The sequence below is a fragment of the Acinetobacter sp. YH12241 genome (genome assembly GCF_013417535.1).
Taxonomy (GTDB): domain Bacteria; phylum Pseudomonadota; class Gammaproteobacteria; order Pseudomonadales; family Moraxellaceae; genus Acinetobacter.
In genome coordinates, this window is the sequence record NZ_VPDQ01000006.1 from 99,081 (window position 1) to 117,868 (window position 18,788).

Genomic DNA, 18,788 nt, shown 5'->3' on the forward strand with positions numbered 1-18,788 from the left:
TTTTTTATTTAATCGCAGTTTTACGTTTCTGTTTTTGAATGGTTTGATCTAGAGAGCTGGAAAATTCACGTTTATCACGTTCAGAAATCGGCGGTGGGCCACCGGTTTGTACACCAGCCCCCCGCAAGGTATCCATAAAATCACGTAAATGTAGACGTGCTTTGACGTTAGCCACTGTATAGATTTCGCCACGCGGGTGAATCGCGATACCGCCCTTCTCGATGACTTGAGCAGCCAAAGGAATATCCTGCGTCACCACAATGTCATGCTCTTTCATACGATCAACAATTTCCTGATCTGCTGCATCTGCCCCGCTCATCACCTGAATAGAATTGATACGAATCGACGGTGTAATCCCTACCGGCTGATTAGCCACAAAAGTGACTTCAAGCTGATAACGATCGGAGGCACGGATAATCACATCTTTCAGAATACGAGGTAATGCATCTGCATCGACCCAAAGTTTGAATGGCAACACACAGCTTTCCATAAGGGAGAAATTTGGACTAGTGTAGCAAATCAGAGGATGCAGGTTGATGCCTAAAACTGCTCTTTCTCTGAATATCCTGGTATTTAAATACTCAACTCAACCGTATTAAATGAGTCAGCCACTCACAACTAGAAAAATATTTGACTTCACATGATTTGCATTTTAATTTTTAAATTCATTCGAGTGACTTGAAAAATCGTAATGACCCTCGATTAACTATAAATAAGTCATCCAAGATCAATTGTGCATATGAAAAAACAGAATAGCCCAGAGATCATCACTATTGATGATCAAAATTTCGGTAGTCATGTCGAACATTGGACCTTGCTTACTGAAAACCCAGGCACAGATGTTCCCCAGTGGTTAGGCAAAGCCCTTGACGCACCTGTAATGCCGATGGGCTTGTGTACACAAGAATGCGATATGGATGAAACCACCTGGCTGATTCAGGGACCGAGCAAAGCTGCGGTACAATTAAGCCAAGTGATTGCCGTAGAAAATAACAAGCCACAGGCTGTGAAAACCGCATTTCCGGGTTTTGACAGTCCCTACCAGGTGAAAGCCACGATTGACCGGATTATTTCTTGTAAATCCGACACCCAAGCTGTGTTGCGTCTCAATCTGGGTGCCAACAATATCATCTATGCCTTTGATACGCTGTACAGCGTCAACCGGTCGCATTATGAAAAAGACCAGTCTTATATCGTCAACTTAAATGCTTGGGCTTATGAACTGGAAGTGGTGACTGACCATGAACATTTAGTCGTGGATGATCCTGCCTCTATCAAACATCACCGTGCCCTGAATGCAATTCTTGCGGAAAATAATGGTGTTGCACCGGATAATTTACAGGAACAGATCGATGCTTGGGAGCCGAAATCTGAAGAAGACAAAGAACCGGTAACGGTTGATTTCTCCAAAATGGTCGCTTATCTCTATGGTGAGACCATGGGTCAGGAAGATGAAGCCTGGTTCCAGGGCAATATTGTCGGTAAAACTTCAATGCAATTTATGGATCAGGACTACATGCTCTATGATGTTACCCTGATTCATGATGAAGGCCAGCCGGCTACCTTGATCCGTGTAGCCACCCGCAATGACAAGCATAAAGATTTCCAGATTGGTCAATATATTCGGGGCAATCTGTGGATTCAGGCCAATATCTATCGAAAAGCAGCTTAAGCTGAATATCCAGATCGGAGGCTCATATTTTTATATGAGTCTCCTGTTTTTTATTTATTTTAGTGCGATATTCTCTCAATTCTGATTATTTTTTATCCACAATTGAAATCAGAATTAATGGATTTTGAATTTATTAAAAATAGATTTATCCACAGATTTAAATTCAAATAAATTCATTTTCAATGTTATCTTAAACTGAATAATCATATTAAAAACATTATAAAAATAATGACTTAATATAATAGTTCTATTTTTATGAATATATTGAGGCCAGTTATTTAAATAAAATTAATACTTTATGAAGTTTAGTTAAGAATGTACTTTATTTAATCAATTTTTTATGGTAAAAATACGATCAACAAATAATCATTTACGATAAATAGATCGGATAATAAATATCTATGAAAATCGTTCAAGAAGAAAATTTACAGCAGGTTGAGCATCATCTTGGCTCGCGTTATCAGCTTGATATGATGTCATGCCTATTTTTCGTATTGGGTATGCTCATTTGCGGCTATATCTTACATAACTTTGTTTTTTAACCCGAATTAAATGATAAAAAAACCCGGCCAATTGCCGGGTTTTTTAATTCTCAGGAATTAAGCATTGCGTTTAGCAAAGTCATCCATGAAGTTTACCAATGCCTGTACACCTTCTAACGGTACGGCATTGTAAATGCTGGCACGCATACCGCCTACTGAACGGTGGCCGGCAAGGTTAAGCAAATGGTTTTCTTTTGCTTCTTGCAGGAACTGTTTTTCAAGTTCAGGATTTGCCAAGGTAAATGGAACGTTCATGATTGAACGGTTTTCTTTGGCAATCGGATTTGCATAGAAGTCGCTAGAATCGATATAGCCATAAAGCAATTCAGCTTTTTGCAGGTTCACTTTATGAATCGCGTCTACACCGCCCTGTTCCAGTAACCATTCAAATACCAGACCAGATAGATACCATGCATAAGTTGATGGTGTGTTGACCATCGAACCGTTTTTCGCTTGATCTGCATATTTCAGGATGCTTGGAATTTCAGGTTTTGCCTGATCAAGCAGATCTTCACGGATAATAACCAGTGTTAAACCTGCAGGGCCAATATTCTTTTGCGCACCGGCATAGATCAGACCGAATTTAGAAACATCAATCGGTGCAGACAGAATGCTTGAAGAGAAATCACATACGAGTGGCTTATCAGTTTCTGGCACATGGGCAAATTGCAGACCGCCAATAGTTTCGTTATCTGCATAATGCACATAAGCGGCATCATCAGAAAGATTCCATGTGCTTTGATCAGCAATCGCTAATTTACCATCTTCAGTTTTAATGCCTGCTTCAACCACATTGATATCGCCATAGCGTTTAGCTTCTTTCAATGCTTTTTCAGACCAGATACCGGTACGGATATAGTCAGCTTTGTTGTTTTTACCCAGCAAGTTCAATGGAATTGCCGAGAATTGCAAAGATGCACCACCCTGCAAGAACAGTACTTTATAGTTCTCAGGAATATTCATGAGTTTGCGAAGGTCTGCTTCTGCCTTTTCCGCAACTGCAACATAGTCTGCACTACGGTGGCTCATTTCCATGATCGAAAGACCTTTGCCCTGCCAGTCAAGCATTTCAGCTTGAGCCTTTTCAAGTACGGCAGTAGGTAATGCAGCAGGACCAGCACAGAAGTTGTACGCGCGCATGATTTTTCCTTTCAGAGTGAAACACAATAAAATGATGGCATTTAACCATATCTGGACGCCGCTTGCACAAAATTATTTCTATCCAAGAATGAAGATAGAGTCAAAAAACCAATCTAGATTCGAGGGATAATTTGAATATCTTTGATTTTTTTGTTCTAACTCGGTGATTTCATTTATGAGAAATTGTACAGCTAAAAATATTCAATCTCATCCAATACTTAGAAGATGTTGAATCGGCCGCTAATATAAAATAATTGAAAAATGAATTTAAACTCGGCTCAAGTTTTAGAGTGACATAGAACTATCAGCTTGAAACTTGAGAAGTGAATTGTTTCAAATTACAACAATACTACAACTTAACCCATTCCTGCACTGCAAGCACTTGATTTATAATGCAGCTTAGACTGAATTAATGTGACTTTTACATTACCACTTTATGAATATGAAGAAAAATAAACAATGTGTCTGCTGGGGTCTGACTGTACTTGCATCTATGATGTATGGCAGTTTTGCTTATGCACAAAGCATCAGCTTTAAGGATGCAGAACAACAATTGTTGCAACGTTCCTATAGTAGCCAGGCTTTTCAAAGTCTGGAGCAAGCGTCAAAACTTGAAGCAGAAGCTGTCAAAGGTATTGGCCTACCTCGTGTTGACCTGAATGTTCGTGCCTATGCCTTTCATAGTGAAGTCGATATTCCATTAAAGCAGTTTAAAAATAATCTGGAAAATTCACTCTCTCAAGGCGTGAATGGCCGGCTTAATGAGTGGGAAGCCAGTAATGGTGTGGATCTACCTGCAGGTATTACTGATCCACTGCGTGAAGGACTTAACAATACTATTCATAGCGGAGTTGGTCTGATTCCGGATACGTCTAATGTCGTCCTTGAAGATCAGGTGATTCGTCCCACTGTTTCCGTGATGATGCCACTATATACCGGAGGCCTCACCCGTAGCGCCAAAGAAATTGCCAATATTCAGTCAGGACGTAGCGAACTTAGCAATCAGCAGCAACAGGACACGCAGCGTTTTGAACTGATTCAGTCTTACTTTAATGTTCAACTACAAAAACAGTTACTGGATGCAGCACTCTTTAATTCAAATGCCATGCAACAACATTATCGTAATGCTCTGAAGCTGGAACAGCAGGGTTTTATCAGTAAAGGTCAACGCATGCAGTTCGAAGTGGCACGCAACAATGCTGAACGCGCACAACAAAATGCCCAAGCCAATCTGAATGCTGCCCTATTTCAGCTAAATAATCTGTTGCTGGATAGCAATATCACCGAGCTAAGCACACCTTTGTTTGTGAATCGTGCTGAACCCCAAAATGTGAATATTCTGCTCAGCAGTTTTAGCCAGAACTCTCCTCTGATCAAAAAAATGCAGATGGATACCGAACTGGCCAAAGCCAATGTCAAAGCCCAGCAGGCCGCTAAAAAGCCAAATGTTTTTGCGTTTGGTGAATATAGCTTGGATCAACATCAAAACTGGATTGTGGGGGTTGCAGCACGTTATAACCTGTTCTCAGGCATTGATAAAAATAAAAATATTCAGGCTGCAGAGCTGAAACGCTATGCCGCTGAACTCATGACGGCGCGTACCCAGCAGGAGATTGAAAACCTGATTTATAAATCATTTAGTGAAGCAGTCAGCGCCCAGCAAAGTGATGCTCTACTTCAGCAGAACCTGAAAGCAGCTCAGGAAAACCTGCGTATTCAGGAGTTATCCTTTAAGGAAGAAGTCGGGACAGCCACTCAGGTCATCGATGCCCAAAACATGCTCAGCAGTTTAAAGGCAGAAATGGCATTAAACGCTTATAAATATGTAATATCTCTCGCGACCTTATTACAGAGCCATGGCTCAATTGTTGAATTTCCAAATTACATGCAACATGCCAATACCCACTATATTCGTTAATGGAGCCAGACATGACAGATGAGCAAAAGCCAGAACATCCTGTTGATGAAACGGCTTCAGAAATCAATTACAGTGAATCAGAGCCAGATAATCCTGAAAGCACAGAAAAAAAATCGCGCAAAAAATATCTGCTTTTAGCTTTAATTCCAGTGATTCTTGCTTTGATTGGGTTTGGCCTATGGAAAACCTATCAACCCAAAGAAATCGAGCTACAAGGCCGGGTTGAGGCAGAAACCGTTCAAGTGGCCACCAAAGTTCCAAGCCGGATTGAAAAGATTTATGTACAGGAAGGCGATAACGTCAAGAAAGGCCAGGCGCTGGTAAAATTACATAGTCCTGAAATTGAGGCGAAAAAGCAGCAGGCTTTAGCTACTTTACAGTCTGCATTAGCACTTCAGTCCACCGCAGAACGTGGTTCTCAGGAAGAAAATATCGCTTCTCTGTATGCCAACTGGCAGTCACTAAAAGCACAGGAGCAACTCGCTAAAACTTCCTATCAACGTGGAGCTAACCTGTTTAAGGAGGGTGTCATTTCCCGCCAGCGCCGAGATGAACTGTTTGCAGCTTCACAATCTGCATCCCAAATGACAGAAGCCGCTTATCAGCAATATGCCCGGGCTAAACGCGGCAGTACACCAGAACAGAAAAGTTCTGCAGATGCTCAGGTCGATATAGCCCGTGCAGCAGTCGCCGAAGCCAATGCACTAGAAGCAGAAACTGAATTATTGGCACCGATTGATGGTACCGTCTCCAAAACCTATGGCAATGCCACTGAGCTGGTGGCAACCGCAGTGCCAGTGGTCAGCCTGATCTCGGCAGAACGCTGGATTAGCCTGAATATTCGTGAAGACCAATATGCCGCTTTAGGTAAACAGCAACAGCTTGAAGGGTTTATTCCGGCACTGAATCAATCAGCTACTTTTAAAGTAAAAAATATTAGTGCTGAAGGTGAATTTGCCACCATTAAAACCACGCGCCAAACCGGTGGTTATGATGTCCGCAGTTTTAAAGTTCATCTTGTGCCAGTCACTGAAATGCCTGAGCTAAAAGTCGGCATGAGCGTGCTGTTTAAATTGAAAGAGCCAAAATAAATGGCTTCTGGATTCTGGGCGGGTATTCAGCGTGAAATACGCTATTTATGCAGAGAAAAATGGGATCTGGCTCTGGTCCTGCTCGCCCCTGCCTGTATTCTGATTTTACTTGGTAGCATGTTTGCCAAAGGCAAACCGGATCATCTACCAATCGCCATTATTGATCAGGATCAAAGTAGCCTGAGCAGCAAGATTTATGATCATTTATCTTTGAATCATACCCTACAAGTGCATACCGTTTCCGATCAAACGGTCGAAATCGAGAAGCTATTAAACGAAAATAAAATCTGGGGCTATATTCATATTCCTGCCGGAGCCGAGCAACGACTGGTCAAAGCTCAGGATGCTGAAATTAGTATTGCTTTTAATCAGAGTTATTTTAGTATCGGGAATACCATTTCTTCGGCTATGCTACTTAGCACCTTGCAGGCTCTGGCTGAATTTACTGGCAAGCAGTATCTAGGTAACACGCTCCCCTATCTGGAAGCACCTACACCGAATATTAAAATTTCCCCACTGTATAATCCGCAGCTGAATTATGAATTTTATCTGGAACCTTACATGGTGCCGGCAATTTTGCACTTGCTGTTATGTTGCTGTGTGGCTTTTGCTGTGGGTCAGGAAATTAAACGACATACTGTTAGTCATTGGATTGCCCAACAAAACTTGTGGTCGGCACTGCTGTCTAAAAATCTGGTTTATGTAGCAATATTTTGTTGCTGGACCTGGGCTTGGATGTTTTGGCTGGTCGAAATTCGCGGCTGGTTTATTGCCGGGTCATTATGGCCAATTCTTCTGGCGCAAATACTGTTCTATAGTGCCTATGCCTTTATCAGTAGTGCGGTGGTTCTGGCCACTCAGGACCTGACCAAATCTTTTGGTCTACTAGCAGTTTATGGTGGTTCATCGCTCAGTTTTGCTGGGGTGACTTTGCCCCTTAATAATGCCCCACTATTCACCCAGTTCTGGGCCAATATTATTCCCTATACACCCTATGCCAAATTACAGACGGAGCAATGGGTGATTGGCAGTCCGCTCTCTCTTTCACTGCAACCGATGTTCGTGCTCGTCATTTATGTCGTGCTTTATGCTGTGCTGGCCTATGTCTTTCTCAAAAAAACAGCCAAAGGAGTGTCACCATGAAATCACTCTGGAAAGCTTATTGCCAAACTTTTAAAGACATTATTAGCAATACCAGTATTTTTACCACCCTAATTTTATCGGTTGTGTTTTACAGCTTTTTTTATCCAACGGCGTATAAAGCTGAACAGGCAGAAGCCTTGCCGATTATTATTGTCGACGAAGAGCAAAGTGCTTTAACCAATACCATTATCAGTCATGTCAGCCAAAGCCCCAATGTACAAATCAAGGCGGTGACTGGAAATTTTGCTGAAGCCAAATACTGGGTGGAAACTCAAAAAGCTGACGGGATTTTATTATTACCAGATAATCTTTCTCAATCTATCCGGCATGGTGAAAATGGCGGGATTGGGCTGTACTTAAGTGCTGCTAACTTTTTAATTACCAAACAGATTGGTTTAGGCTTGGTCTCTTCAGTAGAAAATACCTTAAGTGAATATGCTGAACGCTTTAGCGAGATTTCACACTTCTCTCCTGCCCTATCCATTCACCAGATTCCATTATTTAATACGCTTTCTGGCTATGGCAGCTATGTGTTTCCGGCTGTTGCGCCATTGATTATTCATCAGACTATTTTTCTAGGCCTGAGTATGTTAATTGCGTTGTATCGAGAAAGTAGACAGGTGATTAATCTGACCACCTTAAGTGGTATCAGTTTGGCGATTCTGACCATTGGCTGTCTGGGCTGTTATTACCTGTTTGGTTTTACTTTCTGGTATTTTGATTATCCCCGTGGTGGAAATTTCTGGGGCATGCTGCTGGCTGTACCCATCTTTGTATTCTGCATGATTGGTATTACCACACTATTCGCCAGTTTTCTGGACATGCCAGAACGCGCCGGTCATATCATTGTTTTTACTTCGATTCCGCTCTTTATGCTTTCAGGAGTCGCCTGGCCGCATGCTGCCATGCCAGTCTGGGTCCAACTTATTGGGCAAGCTTTACCTTCGACCCAAATCGTGCAGATGTTTATTCAGCTCAATCAGATGGGCGTGCCCACTTATATGATTCTAGGAAAGCTTGCTTATCTATTGGTGATCGGCATCATCTGTATGAGCTTAGGCTATTATCGGCTACGCCCACGTTCTTAGATATGGATTTATTCAGTCTATTCACATTGAAAATTATTCACCAAATACCTGAATATTAAAGTTGCGGATTTTAGTACTGCCATTCGGCTGGTCAAAACTCACATCATACTGAACCAGATTTTTTGGATAGACAATTTCATAGCTGACCTTGTATTCACTCGGTTTACCGTTATTTTCCTCGAAGTTCTTTCTCATGATAGTCTTGGACTTATATTCACCTTGCGGAATTGAACGTGAAAAACGCTTCATGATTTTTTCATTGTTTTGAAACTCTGCCTGCAACTTCGGTTCAAGCTGAGCTAAAAACTCGTCATATTTTCCATCACGCAGGTCTTCATAAGCTACTTGCGCTGCCTTTTCCTGCTCAGGGCTTGGATCGGGCATACTGTCCATTGCATTATTACAGCCGCTGAGTGCAATAGCTGCGGTCAAAAGCATCAATCTGGTTTTCATTATTTATCTCTCATTTAGCCGATGTGTAAAAAAGGACGCCGAAGCGCCCTTTTTCATCAGTAGCAGAACTTATTCCTCTACTGTATTGTCATCATCTTTTTCAGCTTCTTGTGTATCAGTTACATCATCAGCTGCAGATTCAGTATTTTCAATATCTTCCAATATTTCCAACTCATCTTCAACTGCTTCAATCGCTTCTACACCCACCAGTTTTTCATCTTCAGCCAGACGGATCAGACGAACACCTTGTGCATTACGACCAGTCTGTGCCACTTCAGAAGCACGGGTACGTACCAATGTACCGCCATCAGAAATCAGCATCAGTTCTTTAGATGCGTCAATCGCAACTGCACCGACCAGCTCACCGTTACGTTCTGAGGTCTTGATTGCAATCACACCCTTACCGCCACGTTTCTTGGTTGGGAAGTCATCTACCGGGGTACGTTTACCATAACCATTTGCAGAAGCACACAGCACTTCACCGGTTTCAGGTACAACCACTAGAGATACGATACGACTAATGAAGTTAGCTTCAGTTGTATCTTCATCATCAGATTCAACATCTGCATCTTCTGCATCTTCAACCTGAGAAGCACCGATGGTCACGCGCATACCGCGCACACCTTTGGCTGAACGACCCATTGAACGTACGTCAGTCTCTGCGAAACGAATTGCTTTACCTTCGTTCGAGAACAACATAATTTGCTGTTCACCGTCAGTAATCGCAACACCAATTAAGGTGTCATCGCCATTCAGTTCAATCGCACGTAAACCGTTTGAACGAACATTTGAGAACTGTTCCAGTTCTACACGTTTAATCGTACCGTACTCAGTCGCCATAAACACATAGAAGTTCTTACGAACAGCTTCGGCTTGCTGTGCAAAGTCATTGATGATGTCAGCATCAAGATCAGTGGTTGAAAGTGCTAAACCAAGCTCTTTCAATTGAACACGCAGTGCATCAGAAATATCATCTGCACCATCTTCAGATTCAGCAAGAGCTGCTTCTAGTGCCGCAAAGTGACTATTGATCACTTCATTGGTTTGCAGCTGGGCAGCATTGGTCTTCACAAATGCCTTGAAGTCAGCCAGACGTTCTTTGAATTTCTTCGGTGCATCAATCACTGGCAAGATAGCAGTAATGGTTTCGTTGTCATCCAGCGGCAACAAGTTCACCATTGGGCGACCTTTGGCACCACGCGAAGCTTGTGGCACCTCATAAACTTTCAGGCGATAAACCTTACCGACATTGGTGAAGCAAAGTACCGTAGCATGGTTCGATGTTACAACCATGTGCTGGATGTAATCGTCTTCTTTCATGCTGGTTGCAGACTTACCACGACCGCCACGACGCTGAGCAGCATAGTCAGATAATGGTTGAGTTTTCGCATAGCCTGTTTTTGAAACGGTCAGAACCATTTGCTCTTCAGGAATCAGATCTTCACGAGAGAAGTCGATACGAGATTCAACAATATCTGTTTTACGCGCATCGCCATATTGCTGAAGAATCAATGCCAGCTCTTCTTTAATGACGTTCATCAATAAGTTGAAGTCATTTAAGATGGCTGTGTATTCAGCAATTTGACCTAAGATTTCAGAATATTCAGCTTGAAGTTTATCCTGCTCAAGACCGGTCAAACGGTGCAAACGCAGTTCCATAATCGCGTTGACTTGAGTCGGAGATAAGCGATACACCTCACCATCAATACCAAATGGGCGCTCTGGATCTTCGCCTTCAATTTCGTCAGGACGTACAGAAACAGCACCCGCTTTTTCAAGCAATGCTGCCACACCGCCTGCTGCCCACTCACCTGCTTGTAAACGTTCACGCGCTTCAGCCGGGTTGGCAGAAGTTTTGATGGTTTCGATGATGGCATCAATATTTGCCAGAGCAACGGTTAAACCTTCTAAAATATGACCACGTTCACGTGCTTTGCGCAGTTCGTACATGGTACGACGTGTCACGACTTCCTGACGGTGACGAATGAACGCCGCAATGATGTCTTTCAGGTTCATCAATTTCGGCTGACCATTGTCCAGACACACCATATTGATGCTGAAAGAATTTTCTAACTGTGTATTCTGGAACAGGTTATTGACGATAACTTCAGCATTTTCACCACGCTTCAGGTCAATCGCAATACGCATCCCTTCTTTGTCAGATTCATCACGAAGTTCAGAAATGCCTTCAAGTTTTTTCTCTTTGACCAGCTCGGCGATACGTTCAATCGTTTTCGCTTTGTTGACCTGATAAGGAATTTCTGTGAAGACAATCGTAGTACGGCCAGATTTGGCATCTTCTTCAAAGTGATATTTACCACGAATATGCAAACGGCCTTTACCGGTACGATAGGCATCCACGATACCTGATTTACCGTAAATAATACCGCCCGTTGGGAAATCTGGACCGGAAATATATTCCATCAGACCTTCGATGCTGATATTTGGATTATCTGCATAAGCCAGACACGCATTCACCACTTCAGTCATGTTGTGTGGCGCCATATTGGTCGCCATACCGACTGCGATACCGGCCGCACCATTCACCAATAGGTTCGGAATACGAGTTGGCATGACTTGCGGAATACGCTCAGAACCGTCGTAGTTATCTTCCCAGTCAACTGTATCTTTTTCCAGATCGGCCAGTAATTCATGGGTCAGCTTACGCATACGAACTTCGGTATAACGCATTGCCGCAGCGCTATCGCCATCGATCGAACCAAAGTTCCCTTGACCATCAACCAGTTGGTAGCGCAGACTAAAGTCCTGAGCCATACGGACAATGGTTTCATAAACAGCAAAATCACCATGTGGATGATATTTACCGATGACATCACCTACAACACGGGCAGACTTTTTGTAAGCTTTGTTGTAGTCATTGCCCAATTCGTGCATTGCGAATAGCACACGACGATGAACAGGTTTTAGACCATCTCGTACATCCGGCAAGGCACGTGACACAATCACGCTCATTGCATAGTCTAAATACGAGTGCTTGAGTTCATCCTCAATGGCAATCGGTCTAATTTCCGATACGCTCATGCATACTCCTTATTCTACAAGCCAGATTTGGCTTGCATTTATATGTCGTAAATCCAGCTATAAATCGGCTCAAAAAAAGCTGAACCAATATTAAAATTTAGTCGTACAGTATAGCATAATCTAGGCTAAATTTATCTGTTTCATCCCCAACTATCCACAGGATTTTTAGTAGAAATTTTAATCACTTCACAATATTTTGATATTAAAAAACCTCTGCTTGCAGAGGTTCATTTTTTTCTTTAAAAAAGCAAGTCACTTAAATATGAAGTTTAGAATCGATATCGGACAAATCATCTTCAGCTATGACCTGACTAGTTGATTTTGTCACAGCACAATCTTGCTTCATTAATGGATAAGCGACCAGGAATAAGCCGATAATAAGCGGAAATTCGTATAGTTCTTCCATCAAATCTTTATAGATAAAATCTGTAAAAATAAAATGAATAAAAAACCGATTATGTTCAATGCCATCAGACATCAGCAAGCCAATGAAAGCTAATATGAGTGCCCAAATTGGAAGTGATACATGCTTAAACTTATAAGCAATTTCTTGACGCAAAGGTGCTAAAAACAGCATAAACACCACGGGTGCAATCACAAGAACCGAAATACCACGGAAATAGATTTTTGGCACTTCCGGGAAATAGTCACGTCCCCAGCTGGTACTTCTACCAAACAGCATAATCCACCATGCAACTGACCAGAGCCAAAATTGTTTTTGACCTTTACTTAATTCAAATGGACGGATATAGAAAAAACTAAATACGGCAAAACCAAACAACATTAATGCTTGAATTGACTCAACTGCTGTAACCGTCATACCTCCTAACAAAGGAAGGTGCAAACTCGGGAGAAAAGGGAAAATCAAACAGCAGATCATCATTACCAAAATACTGACTGGTAACTGAAAATCAAATTTCACGGACACTCCGCCAAATGGCAAGCTTAATAAAAGTTTAATATCAACACAAAATATACAATAACCAAAATTTCGAGTCAGAAATGGACGACTTGTTAGTTAGATTAATTATTTAGATTAAAAAAAAAGAAAAACGCTCCTAAAGGAGCGTTTTTTTGAAACTGATTCAGAAATTAGATTTTAGAAACCAATTCAGGAATTACAGTGTTCAAGTCACCTACTAGCCAGTAGTCAGCTACTGCATTAATTGGAGCTTCTTCATCTTTGTTGATCGCAACGATCACTTTAGACTCTTTCATACCTGCCAAGTGCTGGATCGCACCAGAGATACCTACAGCGATGTACAGGTCAGGTGCAACGATCTTACCAGTTTGACCAACCTGCATATCGTTAGGAACGAAACCAGCATCAACTGCAGCACGTGAAGCACCTTGAGCAGCGCCAAGTTTGTCAGCTAGTGGATCAAGGATTTTGTGGTAGTTCTCACCAGAACCTACACCACGACCACCAGAAACGACGATACGAGCAGCTGTCAATTCAGGACGTTCAGATTTAACGATTTCTTCATTAATGAACTTAGAAATACCAGCATCACCAGTAGAAGCAGCAGCTTCAACCACAGCAGAACCACCTTCAGCAGCAACCGCATCAAATGCAGTACCACGAACAGTTGCAACGATTACTGATTCAGAAGACTCAACAGTTGCAATCGCGTTACCTGCATAGATAGGACGCTTGAATGTATTTGCAGAATCAACAGCGATGATGTCTGTGATCATGCTGACATCAAGAAGTGCAGCAGCGCGTGGCAGAATGTTTTTGCCAGTTGTAGTAGAAGCAGCAAGAATATGGCTATAGCCTTTACCTAATTCTGCAACCAGTTTTGCTACATTTTCAGCCAATTGGTTTGCATAAGCAGCGTCGTCAGCAAGTAAAACTTTGCTTACGCCCGCAACTTTAGCTGCCTGATCAGCAACTGCTTGAGCGCCAGAACCAGCAACCAATACAGTGATATCACCACCGATTTTTTGCGCCGCAGCAACAACGTTTAAAGTAGCAGCGTTAAGTGCTTTGTTGTCGTGCTCAGCGATTACTAAAATACTCATGATTTTTATCCTTCTGTATTAGATCACTTTCGCTTCGTTTTTCAATTTTTCTACAAGCTCGTCTACAGACTTCACTTGTACGCCAGCTTTACGCTCTGCAGGAGATTCAACTTTTACTGTTTTCAGTTTAGTTGTAGTAGTTACACCGAAATCTGCAGGTGACTTGGTATCAAGCGGTTTTTTACGCGCTTTCATGATGTTTGGAAGAGCTGCATAACGTGGCTCGTTCAAACGTAAGTCAGTAGTTACGATCGCTGGAAGTGATAATTCAACAGTTTGTAGACCACCGTCGATTTCACGAGTCACTTGTACTTTGTCGCCTTCAACTTTAACTTCTGAAGCGAATGTACCTTGACCTGCACCTAGAAGTGCACCAAGCATCTGACCAACCTGGTTAGAGTCGTCATCAATTGCTTGTTTACCAAGAAGGATCAATTGTGGTTGTTCAGCTTCAACAACACCTTTTAGAATTTTAGCAACTTCTAGCGCACCTAGCTGGCTGTCATCAGCTTCAACCAGAATACCGCGGTCAGCACCAAGCGCCATTGCAGAACGGATTTGTTCTTGCGCTTCTTTAGGACCAATAGAAACAACAACGATTTCTGAAACAGTTCCTTTTTCTTTTAAACGAACCGCTTCTTCCACCGCGATTTCACAGAATGGGTTAATTGACATTTTAACGTTTGTTAAGTCAACACCACTGTTGTCCGGCTTAACGCGAACCTTAACGTTGGCATCAACCACACGTTTTACAGCAACAAGAGCCTTCATGTAATCCTCGGCTGTTTTAGCAAATGTAAATGTTGAGAAAAGTTATAATAACTCTTCACTTAAATTTTTTTAGGTGCCCTATCTTGCAATGTGCACGGCATTTCGGTCAAGTCACAATTCAGCAAAGAGCTGTAAAAATGCGTAATTTTCCTTGAACGATGCGTTCACAATTAATCCGTATCGATTTATTACAATGAATTTTATCAATATTTAATAAAATTTAACCTTTGATTTTTATTATGTTTTTATTTGATGAAACACATCAGAACTTTTGATTTTTGCTTATTAAATGCACAAATCCGTCCTGAGATTTGTGGAAAATGACTTATATTTAAAAATGACCGCTTTGGTCAGTTTGGACATAATAGAGAATTGTTCATCATTTATTCTGCATATCTGCTCAATTTACTCCGCTTTATTTTGTTGGCAGGTCTAAAAATCGGGTTGTCATCAATCTATAAATATAAAAAAAGCATACCGGGAGCAGTATGCTTTTTTAAAATACGACATTGCTTAATTAATAATTAACCAGCTTGCAGCAAGGGCAAGTAAACCACCTGAGGTGCCATCAACCCATTTCTGTTTACGCTCATCAATTTGTGTATTGCGGGTAATTCTGCTGAACAGAATGCTGAGAGCACAATAAACAATGAAAATCATACCGATAAAAATAAAAGAGAGAATTAAGCCTTGGCTCACCGTATTTCCGCTTTTATCGATAAACTGCGGCAAGATCGCAAAATAGATCAGCATGCCTTTAGGATTGAGTAAGGCCGTAAAGAAGCCTTTTTTCACTGGATTAGCAGTGGTCTTTTTCTCAATTTTCATTGAGTTTTTACTAAATACTGATTTCAACAGGCTACAAGCCAGATAGAGCAAATAAGCAATACCCAACCAGCGAATCGCCTCAAACAATACCGGAAAAGACACGATAATCGCTGCGATTCCTATTGCTACCAAAATGGAATGTACCAGATAACCTGAACAAATCCCGATAGTTGCCATCATGCCTGCTTTTGCATCTTTACCCATCACTTGAGACAGGATAAACAGCATATCTGGTCCAGGTGTAAAAATCAGGGGGAGCACGGTCAGTGCAAAAAGTGCAAATACAGACATTTCCTTTTTCCTTTGAATCTTCGGAAAGTGGAATTAGTATCTGCGAATTTTTACAAAATAGGCTTTCAATTTATTTTATAATAAGTATTATTTTTCGAATTATATTCTAATTTATGAAAATATCTTCCAAGTCTGTGCGAGTAAAACTTGATCGAATTGATAAAAATATCATTCATCACTTGCAAGCCAATGGTCGTATTCAGAACAACGATCTGGCACGTGAAATTGGACTATCCCCTTCTTCCTGTCTGCGTCGGGTGAAATTGCTTGAAGATGCGGGCGTGATCCAAAATTACACCACCATCGTGGATTCACAGAAAATCGGTTTTCAACTGATTCTGTTTTCACGGATCTGGCTGGTCGGTCAGGATGCAGAAACCATTGATACTTTTATTGAGGCGATGAAAGAGCTGCCTCAGGTGATGGAGTGCTATATCATTCTGGGTGAATGTGATGCGATGTTAAAAGTTGTGGTGCCTGATCTGGAAAGTTACCGTAAATTCCAGTCTACCCATCTAACCAAGAAAAATGGCATTACCAGTGTCAAAACTGATTTACCCAGCCAGATCATCAAGCAAAGTTTTCAGTTACCGCTGGATGACTTATAAAATATTTCAACAATAAAAAAGGATGACCTTGGTCATCCTTCATATTTATTAAACTTGTAAAAAGTCACGATGCACATGACTCAGTTCAATCAGTTCATAAGACTTTAGATCAAAAATATTCCAGATTTCGAGCGCATCTTCTTTCAGGTCAACAGCTTTACTGGCTCGCTGTGTGGTCTGCCATTGCAGATCAGAAATCCATAGATAATACTGGCCTGTTTCAGGATTATAAGCCTGCATTTTCCCTTCTGCATTAATCCCTTGCACGATTGCCCCTTCAGGGAGAACGGCTTCAATAGTGGGCAAGCTAATCTCAACAAAATGTTTGATCTGGCGTAAACCATAACCCGCGAACATGTCTTTTTGAGCTGGGCTTAACTGCGCATACTTTTGTTGTATATCCGGGATAATTGCTGTGTCCATAAAAATTCCAGTATCGAGATCGCTGATTTTCTTTTAAAAATTGATTACTATTTATACTTATATCCGAAAACAGCCATTTGAAAAATAAGACAATAGTGAAATATCTTTCCAACAGTCTGTTCAGGTCATATTTTGAGCATGATACATGAAAGTTTTATGCCATGAATCCTAATCATCCGACAAGCGGAAGAAAACTTTATATTTTCCCTATTCTTTATGCTGTGCCCGCGGATGCGCCTGATCATAAATCTGCGCAAGTCGATCAAAATCAATATGAGTATAAATTTGTGTGGTACTCAAATTGCTATGCCCCAACATTTCCTGAACGGCACGAAGATCACCACTATTCGACAGCATATGGCTGGCAAAACAATGCCGCAATAAATGCGGATGCAGGTCAACATTAACCCCTGCACGCTGCGCCTGAAACTTGACCCGGTTTTCAATTTGCCGTGCACCGAGCGGATTGCCTTTTTGGGTGATAAATACATTCGCGTCAGGTACAAAATCACCATTCCAGAGCGGATAAACTTTTAGCCATTCCATCAGACTGTCTTTGGCTTTTGAACCAAAAGGCACTACCCGGGTTTTATTGCCTTTACCAGTAATACGCAAGAGCTGACGATTAAAATCAACATCCTTGATTCTTAAGCTCTGAATTTCTGCCAAACGTAAACCACTGGAATAGAGTAATTCCAGAATCGTCTTGTCTCTCAACCACATTTGCTGCTGCGCTTCGGTTTCTGGAGCCGGCTGGTCCAGAATCTGGTTCACAGTTTCAATATCGACCATACCCGGCAAAGGACGTGACTGACGTTTCAACTGAAAATCATCAGCCGGATTAAATGCAAGATACTGCGCCTGCTCTGCCCATTTCATGAACTGGCGAATCGAAGAGAGCATCCGCTGCAAGCTACTCGAACTTAATCCGTGCTGCTCGACTTTTTCAGCCAGAAATTGGCGTAAATCCGTGGCTTCCACATCATTAAGCGCTAGTTGTTGTACTGCGCAGAATTCCAGAAAATTAGCTACATCACGTTCATAGGCCTGCAAGGTATGTTTAGACTGGTTCTGGATCTCACGTTCTTTGAGCCAGATTCCGAGCAAGTCTTTTGCAGAAAGCTTTACTTGCTCCATTCAATTGACTCCAGCCAAGCTTCAATCAGTTCTGCGGTCTGTACTGGATGAGTCGCCGCAAGGAAATGATCTCCGCTTTGAATTATATGCAGGTTTGCATGTTTCAAATTTTGCTTTAAGCATTGCCCCACCTGAACGGTACTTAAAGCGTCTTGGTCACCCCAGATCAGTAGAACAGGAATCTCAAGATTGCTTAACTGTTTCAGGCTAAATACGGTTTGATCTTGTAAAAACCAATCAGGAACATCTTTAAACTGCTCGCGATAATCTATCCGCCAGTCAGCACAACCGAACTGTGATAGATCCACACCACCAGAAGTTGCCAATAAAACCAGTCCTTTGACTTTCTGTGGATGATGCAGTGCAATTCCAACTGCAAGAACTCCCCCCATGGACTGGGCAACCAGAATCGAATCATCCTCAATCTGCTCTGTGATGAGTTCCTGCAGATCATGAAGATTTTGAATAGTTGAATTTGGTTCTACCCCATCGAAGCCCGGATATGTCAATATTTTTGTAGATTGATCTGTTTTTAAATGAGCCAACAACGGCTGCCAAAAGCCTTGGCTGCCTGATGCACCCGGTAAAAACACAAGCTGATTCATAGAGCTGTTGT

At 41.8% G+C, this 18,788-nt stretch carries 17 protein-coding genes; 6 read left to right on the top strand and 11 right to left on the bottom strand.

Annotated elements, in window-relative coordinates; translation table 11 throughout:
* Window positions 1–4 precede the first annotated feature (4 nt).
* Window positions 5–490, bottom strand: a complete 486-nt coding sequence (locus tag FTV18_RS05530) for a YaiI/YqxD family protein (RefSeq protein ID WP_159124052.1) — start codon at window positions 488–490, stop codon at window positions 5–7.
* A gap of 249 nt (window positions 491–739) precedes the next feature.
* Here FTV18_RS05530 and FTV18_RS05535 point away from each other — a divergent pair, with 249 nt between their 5' ends.
* Window positions 740–1,672 carry a hypothetical protein gene (locus tag FTV18_RS05535; RefSeq protein ID WP_159124053.1) on the top strand — a complete coding sequence of 311 codons (933 nt, stop codon included), beginning with the start codon at window positions 740–742 and terminating at the stop codon, window positions 1,670–1,672.
* 599 nt (window positions 1,673–2,271) lie between these two features.
* On the opposite strand, the gene serC is transcribed toward FTV18_RS05535, so the two are convergent.
* Window positions 2,272–3,354 carry a 3-phosphoserine/phosphohydroxythreonine transaminase gene (gene serC / locus FTV18_RS05540; protein WP_166137710.1) on the bottom strand — a complete coding sequence of 361 codons (1,083 nt, stop codon included), beginning with the start codon at window positions 3,352–3,354 and terminating at the stop codon, window positions 2,272–2,274.
* A 436-nt stretch (window positions 3,355–3,790) separates the two neighbouring features.
* Here serC and FTV18_RS05545 point away from each other — a divergent pair, with 436 nt between their 5' ends.
* From FTV18_RS05545 to FTV18_RS05560, 4 genes are read left to right on the top strand one after another with little or no spacing between them, the layout of a single operon-like run.
* Window positions 3,791–5,272, top strand: coding sequence for a TolC family protein (locus FTV18_RS05545; protein WP_159124431.1), 1,482 nt, complete (start codon window positions 3,791–3,793; stop codon window positions 5,270–5,272).
* Window positions 5,273–5,283: 11 nt separating this feature from the next.
* Window positions 5,284–6,363, top strand: a complete 1,080-nt coding sequence (locus FTV18_RS05550; protein WP_179992663.1) for an HlyD family secretion protein — start codon at window positions 5,284–5,286, stop codon at window positions 6,361–6,363.
* Entirely contained in the window at window positions 6,364–7,506 is a 1,143-nt protein-coding gene (locus tag FTV18_RS05555; protein ID WP_180016986.1) for an ABC transporter permease, read from the top strand.
* A complete protein-coding gene (locus FTV18_RS05560; RefSeq protein ID WP_166137722.1) occupies window positions 7,503–8,594 on the top strand; it encodes an ABC transporter permease in 1,092 nt (363 codons plus the stop codon). The genes FTV18_RS05555 and FTV18_RS05560 overlap by 4 nt, the downstream gene beginning before the upstream one ends.
* A 33-nt stretch (window positions 8,595–8,627) precedes the next feature.
* Here FTV18_RS05560 and FTV18_RS05565 read toward each other — a convergent pair whose 3' ends face one another.
* From FTV18_RS05565 to FTV18_RS05590, 6 genes are all read right to left on the bottom strand, one after another.
* The gene (locus FTV18_RS05565; protein ID WP_125278447.1) at window positions 8,628–9,047 is read right to left on the bottom strand and encodes a DUF3887 domain-containing protein; all 420 of its coding nucleotides are present in this window, start codon (window positions 9,045–9,047) and stop codon (window positions 8,628–8,630) included.
* A gap of 69 nt (window positions 9,048–9,116) precedes the next feature.
* Window positions 9,117–12,089: a DNA gyrase subunit A gene (gyrA, locus tag FTV18_RS05570; protein WP_180016988.1), complete on the bottom strand. Its 2,973-nt coding sequence runs from the start codon at window positions 12,087–12,089 to the stop codon at window positions 9,117–9,119.
* Between the two features lie 256 nt (window positions 12,090–12,345).
* Window positions 12,346–13,011: a hypothetical protein gene (locus FTV18_RS05575; protein ID WP_125278449.1), complete on the bottom strand. Its 666-nt coding sequence runs from the start codon at window positions 13,009–13,011 to the stop codon at window positions 12,346–12,348.
* 170 nt (window positions 13,012–13,181) lie between these two features.
* Entirely contained in the window at window positions 13,182–14,114 is a 933-nt protein-coding gene (locus FTV18_RS05580) for an electron transfer flavoprotein subunit alpha/FixB family protein (protein WP_180016990.1), read from the bottom strand.
* An 18-nt stretch (window positions 14,115–14,132) separates the two neighbouring features.
* A complete protein-coding gene (locus FTV18_RS05585; protein WP_159124425.1) occupies window positions 14,133–14,885 on the bottom strand; it encodes an electron transfer flavoprotein subunit beta/FixA family protein in 753 nt (250 codons plus the stop codon).
* Between the two features lie 513 nt (window positions 14,886–15,398).
* Window positions 15,399–16,004 (bottom strand): LysE family translocator, encoded by a 606-nt coding sequence (locus FTV18_RS05590; RefSeq protein WP_180016992.1) that lies wholly within the window; start codon window positions 16,002–16,004, stop codon window positions 15,399–15,401.
* Between the two features lie 113 nt (window positions 16,005–16,117).
* Here FTV18_RS05590 and FTV18_RS05595 point away from each other — a divergent pair, with 113 nt between their 5' ends.
* Window positions 16,118–16,612, top strand: a complete 495-nt coding sequence (locus FTV18_RS05595) for an Lrp/AsnC family transcriptional regulator (protein WP_005236726.1) — start codon at window positions 16,118–16,120, stop codon at window positions 16,610–16,612.
* Window positions 16,613–16,660: 48 nt separating this feature from the next.
* On the opposite strand, the gene FTV18_RS05600 is transcribed toward FTV18_RS05595, so the two are convergent.
* The 3 genes from FTV18_RS05600 to FTV18_RS05610 all read right to left on the bottom strand — a co-directional run bounded on the left by FTV18_RS05600 (window position 16,661) and on the right by FTV18_RS05610 (window position 18,777).
* Window positions 16,661–17,035, bottom strand: coding sequence for a hypothetical protein (locus FTV18_RS05600; RefSeq protein ID WP_180012776.1), 375 nt, complete (start codon window positions 17,033–17,035; stop codon window positions 16,661–16,663).
* Window positions 17,036–17,242: 207 nt separating this feature from the next.
* A complete protein-coding gene (gene xerA, locus FTV18_RS05605) occupies window positions 17,243–18,133 on the bottom strand; it encodes a site-specific tyrosine recombinase/integron integrase (protein WP_180017013.1) in 891 nt (296 codons plus the stop codon).
* Window positions 18,134–18,159: 26 nt separating this feature from the next.
* Entirely contained in the window at window positions 18,160–18,777 is a 618-nt protein-coding gene (locus tag FTV18_RS05610; RefSeq protein ID WP_180016994.1) for an alpha/beta fold hydrolase, read from the bottom strand.
* Window positions 18,778–18,788 lie beyond the last annotated feature (11 nt).